The organism is Cupriavidus sp. Agwp_2, from assembly GCF_040784895.1.
Classification (GTDB): Bacteria; Pseudomonadota; Gammaproteobacteria; order Burkholderiales; family Burkholderiaceae; genus Cupriavidus.
On the sequence record NZ_CP088084.1, the window covers coordinates 2,751,308 to 2,770,709 of the forward strand.

A 19,402-nucleotide genomic window follows, 5' to 3' on the forward strand; every position below is an offset into this window, starting at 1 on the left:
CGCCCCCTGAAATCCATTGACCGATCCCGCCCCCATGTCAGACGCATTGAGTACCGCGCACGCACAAGTCGCCGCGCGCTTTGCACGGCTCGACCCGGCGCAGCGCACCGTCTTCCTGTCCGCGCTGCACGGCAAAGGCGTGGCGTTTGCCACGCTGCCCATCGTGCCGGACCCGCGCGCTGCCGCGCTGCCGCTGTCGTATGCGCAGCAGCGCCTGTGGTTCCTGCAGCAACTGGAGCCCGCCAGCACCGCCTACCACATGCCGGGCGTGTACCGGCTTGAAGGCCGGCTGGACGCCGACGCGCTGCGCCGCGCGTTCGCGCAGATCGGTGCGCGCCATGAAGTGCTGCGCACCACCTATCCGACCGACGCCGCCGGCGTTGCCTGCCAGCAAGTGCACGAAGACCTGCCGCCGGCCTTTGCCGTCATCGACGCCAATCCGGACGGTCTCGATGCAGCCATCGCGCGCGTGGTCCATGAACCGTTCGATCTCGCCGCCGGACCGCTGTGGCGCGTGGCGCTGATCCGCGAGGGCGCGCAGTCGCACGTACTCGTCGTGGTGCTGCACCACATCGTCGCCGATGGTGCATCGATCGTCCGCCTCGTCGCCGAACTGGCCGCCTGCTACGCGGCTGAAGCCGACGGCACGCGGGCCGGGCTTGCGCCGCTGCCGCTCCAGTACGCCGACTATGCCGCCTGGCAGCGCAACTGGATGGAGGCTGGCGAGGCCCAGCGCCAGCTCGGCTATTGGCGCGAACGCCTGGGCGACTGCACGGGCGCCACGCTCGACCTGCCCGCCGACCGCCCGCGCCGCGCCGCGCGCAGCGGCGAGGGCGCCGAGCATGTATTCACCATTCCCGCCGCCGTGGCGGAAGCATTGCGCACGCTTGCCGCCACGCGCCATGCAACGCTGAACATGGCGCTGCTGGCCGCCTACGCGGTGCTGCTGGGCCGCTATACCGGCCAGGCCGATCTGCGCATTGGCGTGCCGGTGGCCAACCGCCAGCGCAGCGAGACCGAGGCGCTGATCGGCTGCTTCGTCAACATGCAGGTGATGCGGGCAGAGGTCGACCCGGACCAGCCGTTCGCCGACCTGCTGGCGCGGCTGGCCACGCAGGCCGCAGCGGACCAGGAGCACCAGTCGCTGCCGTTCGACCTGCTGGTCGAGGCGCTGCAGCCCGACCGCAGCCTTGGCCAGCCGGCGCTGTTCAACGTCACCTTTGATCATCGCACTGCGGGCGCCGCGACGCTGCCGCAACTGGCGGGGCTGCGCGTCACGCCGCTGGAACTGCCGGTCACCACCGCGCGCTTCGAGTTGAGCCTGGCCACGGCCGAGCTTCCCGATGGCAGCCTGTGCGGCCGCATCGCCTATGCTGCCGACCTGTTCGATGCCGCCACCGTGGCGCGCATGGCCGGGCATTATGTGCGCCTGCTGCAGGCCTTCGCAGCCGACCCGGCGACCACGCCCGGCACCGCGGTGCTGCTCGCCGACGCCGAGCGCGCAGCACTGGCACGCTGGAGCCAGCCCGACTGCGCGGCAACACCGTTCGTGGCCGTGCACTCGCGGGTGTCCGCGCATGCGCGCCGCGCGCCCGCTGCGCCGGCAGTGCTGTATGGCGACGACATCCTGGAATTCGGCGAGCTGGAGCGCCAGGCCAACCGGCTGGCGCACCGGCTGATCGCGCACGGCATCGGCGCCGAGTGCCGCGTTGGCGTGGCGCTGAACCGTTCGCCGCGCATGCTGGTGGCGCTGCTGGCGGTGCTCAAGGCCGGCGCCTGCTTCGTGCCGTTCGATCCCGCCTATCCGGCACGGCGCCTGCTCGACATGCAGGAGGACGCGGCGCCGCAACTGCTGCTGACCGAGCGCGCGCTGCGCGATGCCTTCCCGGTAATGCCCGGCCTGCCGGTGCTGCTTGCCGACGATGGGAACGGCGCCTCCTGGCCAGACCACGATCCTGGCGTGCCCATCCATCCGGAGCAACTGGCCTACGTGATCTACACCTCCGGATCGACCGGGCGGCCCAAGGGCGTGGCCGTGGCACACGGCCCCCTGGCGATGCACGTGGTTACCACTGCCGAGTGCTACGACATCACGGCGGCCAGCCGCGAGCTGCATTTCCTGTCGTTCAGCTTCGACGGCGCGCATGAGCGCTGGATGGTGCCGCTCGCCAGCGGCGCCAGCATCGTGCTGCGCGACGACGCGCTGTGGAGCGTCGAGCAGACCTACGCCGCGCTGCGCCGCCACGCGGTCACGCACGCGGGCTTTCCGCCGCGCTACCTGCACCAGCTGGCCGCGTGGGCCGAATCGCAAGGCAACCCGCCGCCGCTGTGGCTTTATTCGTTCGGCGGCGAGGCCATGCCTCGCGCCGGCGTGGAACGGCTGACGCAGGCGCTGCGGCCGCAGCACATCATCAACGGCTATGGCCCGACCGAGACCGTGGTGACGCCACTGGTGTGGAAGGCCGCCGCCGCCGAAGCCGCCGCGCAGGTGACCGGCGCCTATGCGCCGATCGGCAGGCCGGTCGGCTCGCGCAGCGCGCACGTGCTGGACAGCCGGCTGGAGCCGGTGCCCGTCGGCGTGCCGGGCGAGCTGTATCTCGGCGGAGAAGGGCTGGCGCGCGGCTACCTGGGCCGCGCCGGCATGACTGCCGACCGCTTTATTCCGGATCCCTACGGCGCACCCGGGGCGCGCCTGTACCGCACCGGCGACCTGGTGCGCTGGCGCCCCGATGGCTGTATCGAATATCTCGGCCGGCAGGACCACCAGGTCAAGATTCGCGGCTTCCGCATCGAACTCGGCGAGATCGAGGCCCACCTGCTGGCCCAGCCCGAGGTGCGCCAGGCGGTGGTGCTGCCGCACGAGACGCCGGCCGGCACGCGCCTGGTCGGGTACGTGGCGGCGCCGGCATCGGTGCAGGCCGAAGCGCTGCGCAGCGCGCTTGCCGCGGCCTTGCCCGACTACATGGTGCCCGCCGCAATGCTGCGGCTCGACAGCCTGCCGGTCACGCCCAACGGCAAGCTCGACCGGCGCGCGCTGCCCGAACCGCAGTGGCAGGCCGAGACCGCCTTCGCCGCGCCGGTGTCGGTGCCGGAACGGATGCTGGCGGCGGTATGGGCGGACGTGCTCGGCATCGCGCAGGTGGGCTTGCATGACAACTTCTTCGCGCTCGGCGGCGACTCGATCCTCAGCCTGCAGATCGTCGCGCGCGCCCGCCTGCAGGGCTGGCGCCTGACGCCGCGGCAGGTGTTCGAGCACCAGACCGTGGCGGCGCTGGCGCAGGTGGCGCAGCGCGTGGACGTGGCGGCGGAGGATGCCGCCAACGACGCGGCGGAACACGGCGCGGCGCCGCTGACGCCGGTTCAGCGCGCGTTCCTCGCCCAGCCGCTGGCCGCGGCCGCCCGCAACCGCTTCAACCAGTCGGTATTGCTGCAGTCGCAGCCGGCCATCGACACGGCGGCATTGCGTGCCGCGCTGGCGGATGTGGTCGGCCATCACGCGGCGCTGCGCTTTCGCTTCCGCCATGCCGAGGACGGCTGGCACCAGCAGGCCGTTGCGGAGGCCGCCGATGCATTCGTGCTGACGACGGCCGACGCGCCCGACGCGGCGGCGATCACCGCTGCCTGCGACGCCGAGCAGGGAAAGCTGGATATCGAGCAGGGTCCGCTGCTGCGCGCATTGCAACTGCGCGTCGGCGATGGCACCGAGCGCTTGTTCCTGGTCTGCCACCACCTGGTGGTGGACGGCGTGTCGTGGCGCATTGTGCTGGAAGACCTGCAGGCGGCGTACGCCGCCAGGGTGGGCGGGCAGGCCCCGGCGCTGGCACCGGTCGGCGCCAGCTACGCCGCCTGGAGCCGCGCGCTGGCCGGCCCGGCGCGCGCCGTGTTTGCCGCTGAAGACGCCTATTGGCAAGCGGTGGCGGAAGGCGACCTGGACCTGCCGGGCGATGCGCCTGACGCGTCTCAGCCGCACCCCGATGGCGCCCGCACGGCCAGCTTCGCCCTCGACGCGGCCACGACCGATGCCTTGCTCCGGCGCGCCCACGCCGCCTACCGTACCGGCGTCAACGACCTGCTGCTGGCGGCCTTTGCGCGCGCGCTGTGCGCGTTCACGGGCCGCGACGAGATCCGCATCCACGTCGAAGGCCACGGGCGCGAAGCCGAGGCGGCCGGTAGTGCGCTCGACCTCAGCCGCACGGTCGGCTGGTTCACCAGCATCTGGCCGGTGCGCCTTGCCTGCGTCGATGACCTTGGCGACACCATCGCCGGCGTCAAGGAAGCGCTGCGCGCCGTGCCGCGGCAGGGCCTGGGCTACGGTGTGCTCGGCGCCGCCGGCGCGGCCCCGCAGGTGCTGTTCAACTACCTCGGCCAGTTCGACGGCAGCCTGCGCGCCGAGGCAGGCAGCTGGCAGGTTGCAACGGAGGACACCGGCAGCGGCATGTCCGCCGGGATTCCGTTGCCGGCACCGCTGGCCTTCGACGGCCGGGTCCAGCATGGCTGCCTGCAGTTCCGCTGCACCTATCGCGGCGGCCAGTTCCGCGAGGCCACCGTCGACACGCTGCTGGCACGCATCGCCCAGGCATTGCGCGACGTGGTGGCGCATTGCGTGGCGCAACCCGCCACGCGGCTGACGCCGTCGGACGTGCCGGCCAGCGGCCTGTCGCAGGCGCAGCTGGACGCACTGGCGCTGCCTGCCGACGAACTCGACGAGATCGACGAGATCGACGACATCTGGCGGCCCACGCCGATGCAGCGCGGCATGGTGCGCCATGGCGCGCGCCATCCGGACTCGCCGGCGTACATGGTGCAGGTGCAGGCGACCATGGACGGGCTCGACGTCGAGCGCATGGTCGCGGCATGGCAGGGCGCTGTGCGGCGCCATCCGGTGCTGCGCGCGCGCGTTGCGTGGCTGCCGGCGCCCGAGGGGGCCGAGCCGCTGCTGGTGGTGCCGGCGCAGGCGCAAATGCCGGTCACCCACCACGACTGGCGCGACCGCGGCAACCGGCCGCAGTCCGCCGCCGACGATGCGCAATGGCAGGCGCTGTGCGAGGCCGAGTTCCGCCAGCCCTTCGACCTGTGCCACGCGCCGCTGATGCGGCTGACGCTGGTGCGCATCGCCGACGACGCGTGGCGCTTCCTCTGGACCTGGCACCACTTGCTGCTGGATGGCTGGAGCATGTCAAGGCTGCTGGGCGAAGTGCTGCGCGGCTACGACGGCGAACAGCCTGCGCAAGCGGCTTTGTCGCTGCGCCGCTACGTGGCGTGGCAGCAGGCACAGCCCGGCGCGGACGAGCATTGGAAGGCGCGACTGGCGCCGCTGCAGCAGCAGCCGGTCCGGATCACGCGCGATGTCGCGACGCCCGCGCAGCGTGGTCAGCAAATGGGCGCCGTCGAGCACGTGGTGCCAGCCGACACACTGCGTACGCTTGCCGCCTTTGCCAGCCGCCAGCACGTCACCGTCAACACACTGGTGCAGGCCGCCTGGCTGCTGGCGCTGCGCCAGGCCACCGGCGCCCGCACCGTGGGCATGGCGGTGGTGGGCTCGGGACGCTCGGCGGAGCTGCCCGGCATCGAAGACATCATGGGCCTGCTGGCCAGCACGCTGCCGCTGGTGCAGGACCTGCCCGACATGCTGCGCGTGGCCGACTGGCTGCCCGCCCTGCAGGCCGACAACCTGGCGCTGCGCGAGACCGAGCACGCGCCGCCGGCGTGGCTGCAATCCTGGGCCGCGGGCAGCGACGATACGTCGCAGGCGCCGTTCGACACCATGCTGATCTACGAGAACTACCCGGTCGACAGCACGCTGCGCGAAACCGAACGCGGCGCGCTGCGCTTCAGCGATGTCGACAACCGCGGCCAGATGAGCTACCCGGTGACCGCCATCGTGATCCCGCGCGAAACGCTGACGCTGCGCGTGGAATTCGACACGGCGGCGCTCGACCACGCAGCGGCGCGGGATCTCGCGCGGCAATGCATGTCGCTTTTGCTGGCCCTGCCGGCACTGGCCGATGCCACGCTGGCCGAGCTGCCGGCACGCATCGCCGGCGGCAGTGAAGGCCACGCCAGCGCTCTGGCGGCGTAGGAGGGGCAGGGCGCGATGTCTTCAGCGCAGCAGATGGCGCGGGCAGTCACCGCACAACGGAAAGCCGTGCAGCCGGTAGCGCAGGCAGCACAGCCGGCGCAGCCACAGCGTAGTGGTGGTGCCGTCGCGGGTCACGCGGTGCGCGCGCATCGGCGCATGCAGCGGGTTGTCGCGGCCGTCGAGGCGGGTGCGCGTGTCCATCAGCCACGCTGCATCCTGCGCCAGCGTGGCCTCGGTGGCCGGCAACCCCGGCTGGAGCAGGGCGGGCGCGTGGCGGAACACCTCGGCGACGACGGCGCCGGCATTGGCCCACAGCAGTCGCGGCGACGCGCCGCTGGCCGCGGCCAGCGCCTGCACCACCGGCGCCAGCAGGTCGTCCAGCAGGGCGCCGTAGCGCTGCTGGGGCGGCGCGTCGTGCAGCGCCGCGCCGCCATGCGGCAACAACAGCGCCACGGCGCGGCCGTGCCCATCGGACCGGATCGCGGCGCAGCGCAGCGGCAGCACGTGGTGCGCCAGGGCAGCGGCGGCCACCACGCCGGGCAGCAGCGACGAGAAACCATGCCGCGCCCAGACCGAGCCGGTCACGCGTGCATCGTCGCTGCGGTGGTGCGCGGCGCTGGCCTGCAGCGCGCTGGCCAGCGGACTTGCCGGAGTCGCGCCGAGCGCGCCGATAGCGATGTCCGCCGGCATGGGCGTGCCGGCCACCACGGCTTCGGCGTAGTGGCGCAGCGGGCCCGGAAACAGTTCAAGCAACAGCGGTAGCGGTAGTAGAGCAGACAAGAGACACCCCGGAGACACCCTGAACGGCGTTGTATTTGTGCATCCAACGCCATCTTTCAAGTTGAAGATGCGAATGATTATCAGGTATATTCGCAATTGCATTTGTAGAGACAATCCCGCACCCGGGCGCTTTCCTGACCGCCGGCCGTGGCAATGCCGCGGCGGCGAAGCGCTTGCGGCCATGCCGAGTCGACGGCGGGCCCGCGTGGGTCGAGGCAGCCAGGCCAGCAACGCCTGCGTCGCCGCTCCGGAGAAGACCCGATGACGCAGCCCGATTTGACGATCCGCGCGCGCGCCGCGCACGGCCCAGCGCCGCTTTCCTTCGCCCAGCAGCGGTTGTGGTTCCTGCAGCGCTACGCGCCGGACAGCACCGCCTACAACCTGGTGCGAGCTTGGCGCCTGCAGGGGCCGCTGTCGGCGCCTGCGCTGGAGCGGGCGATGGCGCTGGTGACCTCGCGCCACGCCGTGCTGCGTACCCGCTTCTCGGCCGGCGACGGCGAGCCGTGCCAGCTGGTCGGCGATGCGGCGCCTGCCGTGCAATGGGTCGACCTGCCGGCAGGCGAGGTCGACGCGCTGCTGCGCGGCGAAGCCGCGCGCGTGTTCGACCTGCACGCCGCCGCGCCTTTCCAGGTCACCGTGGCCCGGCTGGATGACGGCGCCCACGTGCTGGTGCTCGCCATGCACCACATCGTTTCGGACGGCTGGTCCAACCCGATCCTGGCGCGCGACCTGGCGCAGGCCTATGCGGCGGCCATCGACGGCACCGGGCCGGGCTGGACGCCGTTGCCGGTACAGTATGCGGACTATGCCGCCTGGCAGCGCGAACGGCTGGCCGGCCCCGCGCTCGACGCCGCGCTGGCGCGCTGCGCGCAGCGCCTGGGCACCGGCATTCCCGCGCTGGAACTGCCGCTTGACGCGCCGCGCCCGGCGCGCCCGGCGGGCAAGGGCGGGCGCATCCGCTGGACGCTGTCCGACGGCGTGGCCGCGGCGCTGCGCGACTACTGCGGCGGCGGCCGCACCACGCCGTTCGCCGTGCTGCTGGCGGCCTGGCAAGCGCTGCTGGCACGCTACAGCGGCCAGTCCGATTTTGCGGTCGGGGTGCCCAACGCCGCGCGCACCCATGAAGAACTCGACGACCTGGTCGGCTGCTTTATCAACACCCAGGTCTATCGCGCACGGCTGGCGCCGGGCCTGACCGGCCGCGCGCTGTGCCAGCAGGTGCGCGACGACGCCCGCGCTGCGCTCGACCATGCCGACCTGCCGTTCGAATTGCTGGTCGACCGGCTCGCGCCGGCGCGCGACCCGAGCCGCACGCCGGTATTCCAGGCGATGTTCAACCTGCAGATGGGCGAAGCCACGTCGTTTGCGCTGCCCGGCCTGCAGGCGATCGCACTGCCGGTGCCCGACGACAGCGCCAAGTTCGACGTCACGCTGGACCTGCAGGCCAGCGCCACGCGCGTGGCCGCCACGCTCGAATACGACGCAGCGCTGTTCGCCGCAGCGACGGCGCAACGCATGGCACGGCACTACGAGCAACTGCTCGGCGCGATGCTGGCATCGCCCGACGTGCCGTTCGACGCGCTGCCGCTGATGGACGCAAGCGAGCGCACCCGGACGCTGGCGAGTGCCAACGACACCGGCCTGGCCATCGACGCTGAAGACGACGTGGTGGCCCGCATCGCCCGCGCCGCCGCGGCCACCCCTGACGCCATTGCGGTGAGCGACGGCAGCGCCAGCCTGACCTATGCCGAGCTGGAAGCCAGTGCCAACCGCATCGCGCACTGGCTGGCCGCGCAGCAGGTGGGCACCGACACGCTGGTCGGCGTCTGCCTGCCACGCACGCCGGAAATGGTGGCGGTGCTGCTGGGTATCCTCAAGGCAGGCGCCGCCTACCTGCCGATCGACGCGCATCACCCGCCCGCGCGCAACGCCCATATCCTGCGCCATGCCAGCCCGCGCCTGATCCTCGCGGCGGCGGGCACCCTTGCCGCGCTGGGCGACAGCGCCGGCGTGGTGCTGGTCGACGGCGGCTCGCCGCCGTGGCATGCGGCGCCCGCGACCGCCCCCGTGCGGGACTGCCATCCGGCGCAGCTCGCCTACACGCTCTACACCTCCGGCTCGACCGGCACGCCCAAGGGCGTGCAGATCTCGCGCGCAGCCTTGGCCAATTTCCTGCGCGCGATGACGCCGGTGGTGCCGATGGACGGCCATGACCGCCTGCTGGCGGTGACCACGCTGGGCTTTGATATCGCGGGGCTGGAACTGTTCCTGCCGCTGGCCTGCGGCGCCCGGGTGGTGATCGCCACGCGTGACGACGCGCGCGATCCGGCGCGGATGGCGGCGCTGATGACCGCCCACGCCATCACTGTGATGCAGGGCACGCCGGCCACCTGGCAGATGCTGGTCACGCAGGCCACGCCGGCATGGCAGGGCCTGCGCGTGCTATGCGGCGGAGAGGCGCTGGGGCGCGAGCTGGCGACGGCGCTGCTGGCGCGCGGCGCCGACGTCTGCAACGTCTACGGCCCGACCGAAACCACGATCTGGTCCGCCGCGCATGCGCTGGCGGGCGAGGGCGAAGGCACGCCCGCGTGGGCGGTGGCGCCGGTCGGGCATCCGATCGCCAACAACCAGCTTTACGTGCTGGACGCGCGCCTGGAGCCGGTGCCCGCGGGCGTGGCCGGCGAGCTCTTTATCGGCGGTGCCGGACTGGCGCGCGGCTATGCCGCCGACCCGTCGCGCACCGCCGCGGCCTTCGTGCCCAACCCGTTCCCGCAAGACACGCCCGGTGCCATGGCGGGCGACCGGCTCTACCGGACCGGCGACCTCGCACGCAAGCGTGCCGACGGCATCGTCGAGTTCCTCGGCCGGCGCGACCACCAGGTCAAGGTGCGGGGCTTCCGCGTCGAGCCGGGCGAGGTCGAGGCCGTGCTGGCCGCCTGCCCGGGCGTGCAGCACGCCGTGTGCGTGGCGCGCCCCGGTCCCGACGGCATGGCGCGGCTGTGCGCCTACTACGTGGCCGGTGCCGAGGCGACCGACGACGACATCCTGGCGCGCCTGCGCGAGCAGCTGCCTGGCTACATGGTGCCGTCCAGCCTCACGCGCCTCGACGCGCTGCCGCTCAACGCCAACGGCAAGGTCGACCGCCAGGCGCTGCCGGAACCGGCAGCACGGCGCGCAGCGGCCGCACTGTCGACGCCGACCGAGCACGCGCTGGCCGCGCTGTGGTGCGCGGTGCTGGGCGTGGCCGAGGCCGGCGCCGACGATGACTTCTTCCTGCTGGGCGGCCATTCGCTGCTGCTGGTGCGGCTGCAGACCCGCATCCGCGAGCAGATGGCGTGCGAACTGGCGCTGCCGGCGCTGTTCGGCGCGCCGGTGCTGCGCGACATGGCCGCGGCGATCGACCAGGCCGGGCGGCGTGACGCCGACGCGGACCTGGCCTTCATGAACGAACTGCTGGAGACCCTGTGAACCTGTTCCTGTCATTGCGCCACCGCTTTGGCGGCCTGCTGTTGCTGGCGCTGGCCGCGGGTACCTGCAGCGCGCTCGCCGGCATCGCCCTGATCGCCGCGATCAACAGCATGATCGCCGCCCCGGCGGCGCTGGAAGCCAGCCGCATCGGCATCCTGCTGGGCCTGCTGGCAGTGCTGTTCGGCTGCGGCTTCGGCTCGCAGGCGCTGCTGACGGCGCTGGGCCACCGCGTGGTGTTCGACATGCGCATGCGCATGCTCAAGCGCGTGCTCGATACCGACGTCGAGCGCCTGGAAGCGATTGGCGGCCCGACCGTCTATGCCACGCTGACCAAGGACATCGCCTCGATCGGCATGGCCTTCAACCGCGTGCCGTTCGTGTTCTACAACGGCGTGCTGGTTGTGGGCGGCTTGCTCTACCTGGGTTGGCTGTCGTGGCAGTTGTTCGTGCTTGGCGCCGTGGTGCTGGGCGGTGGCGTGCTGCTGGCGCAGCGCTGGGTGCTGCGCATGCGCGGCCTGATGAAGGCCGTGCGCGACACCGATGACCGCCTCTACGCCGGCTACCAGGGCGCCATCGACGGCCGCTACGAACTCGCGCTGAACGCCTGGCGCAAGCAAAGCTTCTACCAGCGCGACTTCGAGCCCGCCGCCGAGTTCGCACGCGCGCATGAAGTCCGCGCCGACCGCTACTGGGTGCTGAGCCTGTCGTTCACCGCGGCGGTGATCCTGGGGCTGGCCTGCGCGATCTTTATCGCCGGCGATGCGCTGGGTATCGCGCGCGAGCGCATCACCGCCTTCGTGCTGGTGCTGATGTTCCTGCGCATGCCGCTGAACGACCTGGTCGGCACGCTGCCGATCCTGATGACCGGCAACGTCGCGCTGCGCAAGATCGACACGCTGCGGCTGGCGCCGTACACCGGGGATTTCGCGCTGCATGCCAGCCACAACGCCACCGCCACGGCCCCCGCGCCGGGCACGCCGCTGCTGGCGCTGCAGGACGTGCGCTACGACTACCCGGGGCAGGGCGACGAGCGCGGCTTCCGGCTGGGCCCGGTGTCGCTGACGCTGGCCGCTGGCGAGACCGTATTCATCGTCGGCGGCAACGGCAGCGGCAAATCGACGCTGATGAAGCTGCTGGCGGGCCTGTACCAGCCGACGGACGGCAGCGTCTCGCTGGCCGGCACGTCAGTAGGCGCCGCGCAGCTGCCCTGGTATCGCAGCCACTTCGCCACGGTGTTCTCCAACGCGCACCTGTTCGCGCGGCTGGTGGGGCCGGACGGCAAGTTCGACGCGGCGGTAGCCAATGCCTTCCTGAAGCGGCTGCACATGGACCACAAGGTCGCGATCCGCGACGATCTGCTGTCGACCACGCAGCTGTCGCAGGGCCAGCGCAAGCGGCTGGCGCTGCTGGCGGCGTATGTCGAAGCGCGGCCGGTGCTGCTGCTCGACGAATGGGCTGCCGACCAGGATCCGGTGTTCCGCGCCTACTTCTATGAATCGCTGCTGCCGGAACTCAAGCGCAGCGGCAAGACCATTGTCGCGGTCAGCCACGACGACCGCTATTTCCACGTGGCCGACCGCGTGATCCGCTGCGACAGCGGCGTGATCCGCGCAGACAGCGCCAATGGCGGCACCGATGCCGGCGGCAACGAACACAACGAACACAACGAACAACAGGCCGCCGCATGACGCGCGCCAACATTCAGAGGGAGTCAGCTCAAATGCAAAATATCGCGTCTTCGATGACCCATGCCGTCGCCGCCCAGCCCTGGTCGTCCGCATCCACCACCACCCTGCAAAGCCGCTGGGAAGGTCCCAGGCTGGAGCTCAGCCTGGATGGCGCGCCGCTGCAGGCTTGGCAGTTCACGCCGGGCGCGCAGCCGCGCCTGGCACTTGCCGGCGCACCGTCAGGCCACCCGCTGGCACGCGCCGCCACGTTTGCCGCTTGCGAAGCGGCGCTGGCGCGCACGCCGGCCGCCGAAGCCATCGCCCTGGACGTACCTGACGCCATCGCCGCCGCCATGCTGCGGGAAGGCAGCGCCGTGCGCGATGCGAAGGGACAGCTGGTGTCGCGCGTCGGGCAGCTGTGGCAACTGCCGGCGCTGTGGCATACCGGCACCTCGGGCCACGACTTCCCGCTGCAATACGCCATGAGTGCGGGCAAGCGCCATCCGCTGCGCGCGCCCAAGCCGACGGGGCAGGTCTATGCGCGCCATATCCCCTGGCTGGACCAGGTGTTCTCGATGCGGGTTGCCGACCTCGATGCCGACCTGCAGTGCTTCCACGGCTGGATGAACGACCCGCGCGTGGCGGTGTTCTGGCAGGAGGAGGGCGAGCTGGCCAAGCACCGCGACTACCTGCAGGCGCAGCTTGATGACCCGCACACCATCCCGCTGATCGGCTGCCTGGACTGCAAGCCCTTCGCCTACTTCGAGGTGTACTGGGCCAGGGAAAACCGCATCGGCCCGTACTACGACGCCGACGACTTCGACCGCGGCTGGCACGTGCTGATCGGCGACGGCGAGATCCGCGGCAAGGCGTATATCAGCGCCTGGCTGCCGTCGCTGATGCACTACATCTTCCTCGACGATCCGCGCACGCAGCGCATCGTCGGCGAGCCGCGCATCGACCACGTACAGCAGATCCGCAACCTGGACCGCTCCGGCTTTGCCAAGGTCAAGGCCTTCGACTTCCCGCACAAGCGCGCCATGCTGGTGATGCTGCTGCGCGAACGCTTCTTTGGCGAGCGCCTGTGGGTGCCGCAGGAAGACGCGCCGGCGCAAGCCCCCGCGGAACTCGCCACGCTTGCTGCGCTTGCCGCCTGAACCCCGCCGCGAAAGGAGACCCCAATGCTCTACTCAGCTTCCACCTTCGCCGCGAATGGTGCCCGCACGGGTACCGGCGCACCGCCCGTGCTCGACCTGCTCGGCATCGGCTTCGGCCCGTCCAACCTCGCGCTGGCCGTGGCGCTGCGCGAGATGCTGCCGCAGCAGGCGCCGTTCCGCTTCGGCTTTATCGAGAAGAAACCCGGCTTCGTCTGGCACGGCAACATGCTGCTCGACAACAGCCGCATGCAGATCTCGTTCCTGAAGGACCTGGTCACCATGCGCAACCCGGCCAGCCGCTACACCTTCATCAACTACCTGCATGAGCGCGAGCGGCTGCTGGATTTCATCAACACCCGCACCTTTTACCCGAGCCGCTACGAGTTCAACGACTACCTGTCGTGGGTGGCGGCGGATTTTGCCGACACCTGCCACTACGGCGAGGAAGTGGTCTCGGTCGAGCCCGAGACCGCCGGTGGCAATGGCGCGCTGGCATGCCTGCGCGTGACGTCGCGTGCCGCCGATGGAGCGCTGGCGGTGCGCCGCGCGCGCAATGTGGTGGTCAGCGTGGGCGGCGCGCCCAGCATCCCCGACACCTTCGTGCCGCTGCGCGGGCATGGCCGCGTGTTCCATTCGTCGAACTACCTGGCGTCGCTGGAGCGGCTCGGGCAGTCGGGCCCGGTGCGCCGGGTCGCGGTGATTGGCTCGGGGCAGAGCGCCGCCGAGATCTTCCTCGACCTGCACGGCCGCGAAGGCAATATCGAGGTCGACCTGGTCAGCCGGGCGCCGGCGCTGAAGCCGGCCGACGACAGCCCGTTCGTCAACGAGATCTTCAACCCGCGCTATATCGACTATCTGTTCTCGCGCGCGCCCAACGAGCGCGAGCAACTGCTGAGCGAGTTCGGCAACACCAACTATGCGGTAGTCGATACCGATCTGATCGAAGCCATCTATGAAGTGCTGTACCAGCAGAAGGTCACCGGCAAGGTGCGCCACCGCCTGCTGGCCGGCTGCGAGGCGCGCCACGCCGAAGCCGACGCCGACGGCGTGCGGCTCGACATCGCACGCCGCGATGACGGCGCGCACCAGCTGCAGCGCTATGACGCGGTGATCCTCGCCACGGGTTACCGGCGCGAGCTGCACCAGTCGCTGCTGGCGCCGCTGGCGTCGTACCTGGACGACGCCAAGGGCTTCCAGGCCGACCGCGACTACCGCCTGCAGATGGCGCCGGGCTGCCAGGCCGGCGTGTTCCTGCAAGGCTGCTGCGAAGCGACGCACGGGCTGTCGGACACGCTGCTGTCGGTGCTGGCGGTGCGCGCGCAGGAGATTGCGGCGGCGGTGCTGGGTAACGGCGAAAGCCAGGGCCTCGACGAGGTGCGCACGGCCGCGCCCGAGCCCGCGCGCAGCCGTGCGCCTCGGATGGCGCACGCCGGCACGCACTAAACACAAGAAAAACCAATGCGAGGACCGGCTGGCGGCCGCATCGGCGCCAGCCGGTCCTTATGGCCATTTTTTCAACAACAGAGCAGGGGAGCAAGAAGGGCATGAAACACAGCAACAGACGCGCGAACGCACGCGCGCGGGCAGCACGGAACGGGGCCTCAACGTCGTGCCGCACCGCCATGCGCTGGATCCCGGCCGCGGTCGGCCTGGTCTTCAGCGCATCGGCTTTTGGACAGGAAGCCACCACGGGAACGACGCCGGCAACGAGCGCGGCCGCCACCGGCAGCGCCGCCAGGCCGTCGGAGCATGCGCTGCCCGCGGTGACGGTCAACGGCGTGCGCGAGAACCCGATCAACCCGCCGACCACGGCCGGCAGCAAGGTGCCGCTGACCGCGCGCGAGGTTCCGCAATCGGTGACCGTGGTCAACAGCGAGCGCATCAGGGAACAGAACCTGGTGACGCTGGAAGACGCCCTGGCGCAGGCCACCGGCGTGTTCGTGGAGAAGCGCGACCAGGAACGCACCATCTACTATTCGCGCGGCCTGGAGATCGACACCTTCCTGCTGGACGGCGTGCCGACCAAGTATGACTGGCGCAACACCGTGCAGCCCGACCTGTCGATGATCGACCGCATCGAAGTGCTGAAGGGTCCGTCCGGCCTGCTGTCCGGAGCCGGCAAGACCGGCGGCGCGATCAACCTGGTGCGCAAGAAGCCCACGCGCGAGACGCAGGTGCAGGGCGCGCTGTCGGTGGGGTCGTGGAACAACTACCGCGCCGAGATCGACGCCGGCGGCGCGCTGAACGCCGACGGCACGCTGCGCGCGCGCCTGACGGGCGCATTCCAGGACAAGGACTCGTTCATCGACAAGGCCAATATGCGCACCGGCGCGCTCTATGGCGTGGTCGAGTACGACATCACGCCCAGCACCATGGTGACGGTGGGCGCGAGCTACCAGGACTCGGAAGGCCGCCAGCCGTGGACGCTGCCGGCCTACTACAACCCGGTCACGCGCCAGGCGAGCCTGCTGGACGTGCCGCGTTCGACCTACCTCGGTGCCGACTGGAACAGCGACCACTTCTATACCACCTCGGCCTTTGCCGAGCTGGAGCACAAGTTCGACAGCGGCTGGCAGGTCAAGGGCGCGCTGCGCTACCTCAACAACCAGATGCACCGCGAGCAGGCGTACGCCTACTCGCCGGTCGTCCCGGGCGTGAACACCACCACGCTGTTTGCGGCCAAGCAGACCTATACGCAGGAGCAGACCAGCTTCGATGTCTATGCCAACGGTCCGTTCTCGCTGTTCGGGCGCCGGCACAAGGCGCTGATCGGCTTCAATTTCTCGGATTCGGAGCGGCGCGATCCGCGGTACTCGTCGACCCCCTTCTCGCAGGTCGTGAACATCTTCAACCCGCGCAGCGACTTCGCCAAGCCGGTCTTCACGCTCAATGGCTCGGGCACCAAGACCAGCACCCGGCAATATGGCGTCTACGGCGATGCACGCTTCTCGCTGCTGGATCCGGTGACGCTGGTGCTGGGCGGGCGCCTGAGCTGGTGGGATATCAATGCGCGCCAGTACACGCCGACCGCCAGCGTGACCAGGGAAGACAATATCAACGCCAAGTTCACCCCGTTCGCCGGGCTGATCTACGACTTCACCGAGCACTGGTCGGCCTACGCGAGCTACGCAGAGATCTTCCAGCCGCAGGACGAGTATTTCACCGCCAGCGGCAACCTGGTCGACCCGATCAAGGGCAAGCAGTATGAAGTGGGCGTGAAGGGTGAATTCTTCGAAGGCGCGCTGAACACCTCGGTGGCGCTGTTCCAGGTGCGCGAGACCGGCCGCGCCACGGTCGACTACGTCAACACCACCAACCCGAGCAACCCGTTCTACGTGTCGCAGGGCGAGACCAAGAGCCAGGGCTTCGAGCTGGAGGCAAGCGGCCGCATCACGCCGAACTGGACCGTCTACGCCGGCTATACCTTTAACGTCACGACCGACCTGCAGGACCGCAGCGGCCAGCTCAACACGGCGTTTTCGGCGATCGCGCCCAAGCACCTGTTCAAGCTGTGGACGCAGTACCGCCTGCCCGGCGACTTCAAGCGCTGGCGCATCGGCGGCGGCATGACGGCGGTCAGCCACGTGCAGAACACCGCGCTGTTCCCGGCACCGATCGGCGCGGTCACGCTGCGTCGTGGCGGCTATGCGACCTTCGATGCCGCGATCGGCTATGACTTCAACAAGCATGTCTCGGCCGACCTGAACCTGACCAACCTGTTCGACCGCAGCTACTATGCGCGGATCAACAACCCGCGCGAAGGCAATATCTATGGCCAGCCGCGCGCGGCGATGTTCACAGTGCGCATGAAGATGTAAGCGCGACGCCGGGGTGGCGGAGCGGCAGATCGCACCGCCACGCTGGCCGCGTGTTGCAGGATATTCCAATGAACAATAGTCCCTCATCGCTGCCGTCTCGCGGCACCATGGTTCCGGCGCTGGCGATGACCGCCCGCGCGCTGGCCGCGCTGGCCGGCAGCTACGCTTTCACCTGGGGCGTCACCGCCGGCGGCGCCGTGCTTGGCTGGCGCCTGGGTTTGCCGCGCAGTGAAGCGGTGCTCTGGTTTTCAATGCTGTCCTTTCTGCTGTTCCCGATGATGTCGCTGTGGGCGCTGGTGACGCGGCGGCTGTGGCGCGTGTGGCTGGTCCTGGTGGCCGGTGCGGCCATCGGCGCCGGCGTGGCGCAATGGCTCGGGGAGCGGCTGGCGTGAGCAAGACCGTGCGCAAGAACAATAGCCGCGCCACTGCGGCGAACAAGGCTTCCGCCCACGAAGGCGGGCTGCGCCAGGCCATGACCTGGGCGCACACCTGGATCGGCGTGCTGCTCGGCGGCGTGCTGATGGTGGCCTTCTTCATGGGGTCAGTCGCGGTGTTCGACCGCGAGGTCGACCGCTGGATGATGCCGGCGACCCGCATCGAGGCCGCACCACCGAGCATCGATATCGACAACGTAGTACCGCGCGCGGTGGAGACGCTGGCTGCCGGCAAGCCGCTGCGCGAATGGGCCATAACGCTGCCGGAGGCGCGCACGCCGGTGATGATCGCGCGCGTGCGCTATGCCGCGGCCGGCGGGCAGATCCGGCTGGCCGACCCGCGCACCGGCGCGCTGCTGCCGGATGCCGGCACGCTGGGGGCATCGTCCTTCTTTTACCCGCTGCACTACAACCTGCACCTGCGCGTATGGAACATCGGCTACTGGCTGGTGGGGCTGGCGGCGATGGCGATGCTGGCGGCGATCGTGTCGGGGGTGATCGTGCATGTGCGCATCTTCCGTGATTTCTTCACCTTCCGGCCGCGCAAGCAACTGCAGCGCAGCCTGCTAGACCTGCATAACCTGACCGGAGTGCTGGCGCTGCCGTTCCACGCGGTGATTTCGTTCTCCGGCATCTGCATCGTCTACATGATCCTGATCCCGGCAGGCATCAACGCGCTGTACCAGCAGCCCAATGCCTTCTACGACCAGGCCTTGTCGGGCTACTCGCGGGCGGCTGCGGGCGTGGCCGCGCCGATGGCGCCGCTCGGCCCGATGGTCGAGGCCGCGCGCGCGCGCTGGGGCGGGGCGGCGCCCGCCGCGATCCGCGTCTGGAACCCGGGCGACGCCAACGCGGTGGTCAAGGTCAGCCGCTCGGTGGGCGACCGCGTCAGCCTGGCCGACGACGCCGCCTACTTCGACGGCGCCACCGGGGCGCTGCTGCACCATGTGCCGCTGCAGCCGGCGGCGACCACGCAGCGTTTCCTGACAGGCATGCATTTCATCGCGTTCAACCACTGGCCGCTGCGCTGGCTGTATTTCCTCGGCGGGCTGGCCGGTTGCGTGCTGATCGGCACGGGGCAACTGTACTGGCTCGACAAGCGCCATGCGCGCCATGGCGAGCGCGGCGTGCGCCTGGCCGCCGCGGTCACAGCGGCCATGACTACCGGGCTGGTGATCGCGACGCTGGCGATGATGGTGGCCAATCGATTGCTGCCAATGACGCTGCCGTCGCGCGAGTTCATCGAGGCCGGGCTGTTCTTCCTGGTCTGGCTGGCCACGGCCATCCACGCACGCGTGGCGATGCGCCCAGGCAGCCGCACGCTGGTGCCGTGGCGGCAGCAATGCCTGGCGATCGCCACGCTGGCGCTGGCAGCGCCGGTGTGCAATGGCCTGACCACCGGCGACTGGCTGCCGCTCGCGATGGCCCGCGGGCAGTTTGCCGTGGCGGGTGTCGATATCGCGCTGCTGCTGACCGGCGCCCTGGCCCTGACGACGGCGCGCCGGGTGCGGCGCGTGGACGCGGCCCGCGCGGCTACCGCGCCGAACCTGGAGGAGGCAGACCATGCCGAACGCGCTTGACCACTTGTTGCTGATCGCGCTGGCGCTGTGCGCGTATGGCGCCTTCGTGTTGTTTGCCTGCGCCACCGAGCGGCACTGGAACGAACTGTCGGGGCAGGGTGGCGATTTGCCGGACGGATCGCGCCGGCGCGTGCGTGGCGCTGCATGGGTGCTGGTGGCGATCGGCGCCGCGGCGGCGCTGCCGGGCAACGGCGCCGGGTTTGGCGTGCTGTTGTGGGCGCTGGCGATGATGGCCGGCGCCATGGCGGTCGCCTTCACGCTGACATGGCGGCGCGGCTGGCTGCAGCCGATCGCACGCGGGATGCTGACGGCGCTGCGCATCTGAGCCGGAACTCAGCAGGCAGGGTGGCACGTCGCTCTTCCGTAATAACGCAATTAACCGCCAGAAGTCCACCACATCCACCAGCGCGCGAGCGCGT

General features: G+C 70.4%; 10 protein-coding genes. 9 read left to right on the forward strand and 1 reads right to left on the reverse strand.

Features of this window, described 5'->3' with window-relative positions:
• Positions 1 to 34: 34 nt before the first annotated feature.
• Complete coding sequence (locus LPA45_RS30140) at positions 35 to 6,079, forward strand: non-ribosomal peptide synthetase (RefSeq protein WP_317925054.1); 6,045 nt, start codon at positions 35 to 37, stop codon at positions 6,077 to 6,079.
• A 21-nt stretch (positions 6,080 to 6,100) separates the two neighbouring features.
• Here LPA45_RS30140 and fhuF read toward each other — a convergent pair whose 3' ends face one another.
• Positions 6,101 to 6,832 (reverse strand): siderophore-iron reductase FhuF, encoded by a 732-nt coding sequence (gene fhuF, locus LPA45_RS30145; RefSeq protein ID WP_367395078.1) that lies wholly within the window; start codon positions 6,830 to 6,832, stop codon positions 6,101 to 6,103.
• A gap of 288 nt (positions 6,833 to 7,120) precedes the next feature.
• Here fhuF and LPA45_RS30150 point away from each other — a divergent pair, with 288 nt between their 5' ends.
• The 8 genes from LPA45_RS30150 to LPA45_RS30185 all read left to right on the forward strand — a co-directional run bounded on the left by LPA45_RS30150 (position 7,121) and on the right by LPA45_RS30185 (position 19,308).
• Positions 7,121 to 10,327 (forward strand): amino acid adenylation domain-containing protein, encoded by a 3,207-nt coding sequence (locus tag LPA45_RS30150; protein ID WP_317925056.1) that lies wholly within the window; start codon positions 7,121 to 7,123, stop codon positions 10,325 to 10,327.
• The gene (locus tag LPA45_RS30155; RefSeq protein WP_317925057.1) at positions 10,324 to 12,015 is read left to right on the forward strand and encodes a cyclic peptide export ABC transporter; all 1,692 of its coding nucleotides are present in this window, start codon (positions 10,324 to 10,326) and stop codon (positions 12,013 to 12,015) included. The genes LPA45_RS30150 and LPA45_RS30155 overlap by 4 nt, the downstream gene beginning before the upstream one ends.
• A 32-nt stretch (positions 12,016 to 12,047) precedes the next feature.
• Positions 12,048 to 13,151 (forward strand): GNAT family N-acetyltransferase, encoded by a 1,104-nt coding sequence (locus LPA45_RS30160; protein WP_317925058.1) that lies wholly within the window; start codon positions 12,048 to 12,050, stop codon positions 13,149 to 13,151.
• 24 nt (positions 13,152 to 13,175) lie between these two features.
• Entirely contained in the window at positions 13,176 to 14,594 is a 1,419-nt protein-coding gene (locus tag LPA45_RS30165; protein WP_317925059.1) for a lysine N(6)-hydroxylase/L-ornithine N(5)-oxygenase family protein, read from the forward strand.
• Between the two features lie 179 nt (positions 14,595 to 14,773).
• Positions 14,774 to 16,969, forward strand: a complete 2,196-nt coding sequence (locus LPA45_RS30170; RefSeq protein WP_158577704.1) for a TonB-dependent siderophore receptor — start codon at positions 14,774 to 14,776, stop codon at positions 16,967 to 16,969.
• A gap of 68 nt (positions 16,970 to 17,037) precedes the next feature.
• Positions 17,038 to 17,361: an iron uptake protein gene (locus tag LPA45_RS30175; RefSeq protein WP_317925060.1), complete on the forward strand. Its 324-nt coding sequence runs from the start codon at positions 17,038 to 17,040 to the stop codon at positions 17,359 to 17,361.
• A complete protein-coding gene (locus tag LPA45_RS30180; RefSeq protein ID WP_233528274.1) occupies positions 17,358 to 18,983 on the forward strand; it encodes a PepSY domain-containing protein in 1,626 nt (541 codons plus the stop codon). Before LPA45_RS30175 ends, LPA45_RS30180 begins: the two co-directional genes overlap by 4 nt.
• Entirely contained in the window at positions 18,967 to 19,308 is a 342-nt protein-coding gene (locus tag LPA45_RS30185) for a DUF3325 domain-containing protein (RefSeq protein WP_116321799.1), read from the forward strand. The genes LPA45_RS30180 and LPA45_RS30185 overlap by 17 nt, the downstream gene beginning before the upstream one ends.
• Positions 19,309 to 19,402 lie beyond the last annotated feature (94 nt).